Raw genomic sequence first — 781 nt, 5'->3', positions numbered from 1 at the left:
CCAAGAAACGACTCGTGTCCTTACGGATGCAGCGATTAAAGGGAAGAGCGACTACCTTCGCGGCTTGAAAGAGAACGTCATCATCGGTAAGTTGGTTCCAGCTGGTACTGGGATGTCACGTTACCGTCAGATCGATCTCGAAGTAGCTGGCGAAGCACCTGTAGAAGCCGATTCTCCGGTAGAATAAAACGCCTTGACACGCCGGTATGGCGGTGCTACTATGATATAGTGTTGCCAACCGGCTGTGTTATTTTGGAGGATATCTTCATGTCTTACAAAAAAGTAGTCGGCGCAGATTTGAAGTTTGTCGGTCAAAAGCAAACGCTCAAAGCATTGCGATCTGGCAAGGCGTCGGAAGTGATCATTGCGGATGACGCAGATGAACACGTAAAACAAGCATTGCTCGATGCGGCGAAACAAGCTAACGTTCCAGTCGTGAATGTTCCTTCTAAGCAAGAGCTTGGAAAAGCTTGTGGAATCGATGTCGCAGCAACAGCTGTTGCCATTAAGAAAGTTTGATAATGCGTTTTGTGTGGCGATGGAATGCCTGAGCCACGCAAAACGTTTCATTATGACTTTCGATGAACCACCCGGCTCGGTGGTTTTGAAATTTGTCATGAATTCAGGAAGGGAGGATCTCAAAGATGCCTACTATCAACCAATTAGTCCGTAAAGGACGTCAATCAAAAGTTGTGAAATCAGATTCGCCAGCGCTGAACAAAGGGTACAACAGCTTCATTAAAGCTCGTACTGACATCAGCTCACCACAAAAACGTGGTGT

2 protein-coding genes and 1 pseudogene are annotated in these 781 nt (G+C 46.7%); all 3 read left to right on the top strand.

Annotation, left to right across the window (positions count from 1 at the left end):
• Positions 1 to 187 (top strand): hypothetical protein (locus tag B3S86_RS00015; RefSeq protein ID WP_290747818.1); only part of this gene is annotated, 187 nt, incomplete at its 5' end.
• An 80-nt stretch (positions 188 to 267) separates the two neighbouring features.
• On the top strand, positions 268 to 519 hold the full coding sequence (locus tag B3S86_RS00010; RefSeq protein ID WP_023466620.1) for a ribosomal L7Ae/L30e/S12e/Gadd45 family protein: 252 nt from the start codon (positions 268 to 270) through the stop codon (positions 517 to 519).
• A gap of 125 nt (positions 520 to 644) precedes the next feature.
• Positions 645 to 781 (top strand): annotated as a pseudogene (locus B3S86_RS00005) (30S ribosomal protein S12); the annotation flags it as partial.

The organism is Exiguobacterium sp. UBA3968, from assembly GCF_002385115.1.
Taxonomy (GTDB): domain Bacteria; phylum Bacillota; class Bacilli; order Exiguobacteriales; family Exiguobacteriaceae; genus Exiguobacterium_A.
The sequence above is the reverse complement of the archived record's forward strand: the minus strand, read 5'-3'. Positions and strand labels throughout refer to the sequence as shown.

Excerpts from the sequence above, each read along its gene's own strand:
- B3S86_RS00010 (WP_023466620.1), top strand. The coding sequence starts at position 268 with ATGTCTTACAAAAAAGTAGTCGGCGCAGATTTGAAGTTTGTCGGTCAA.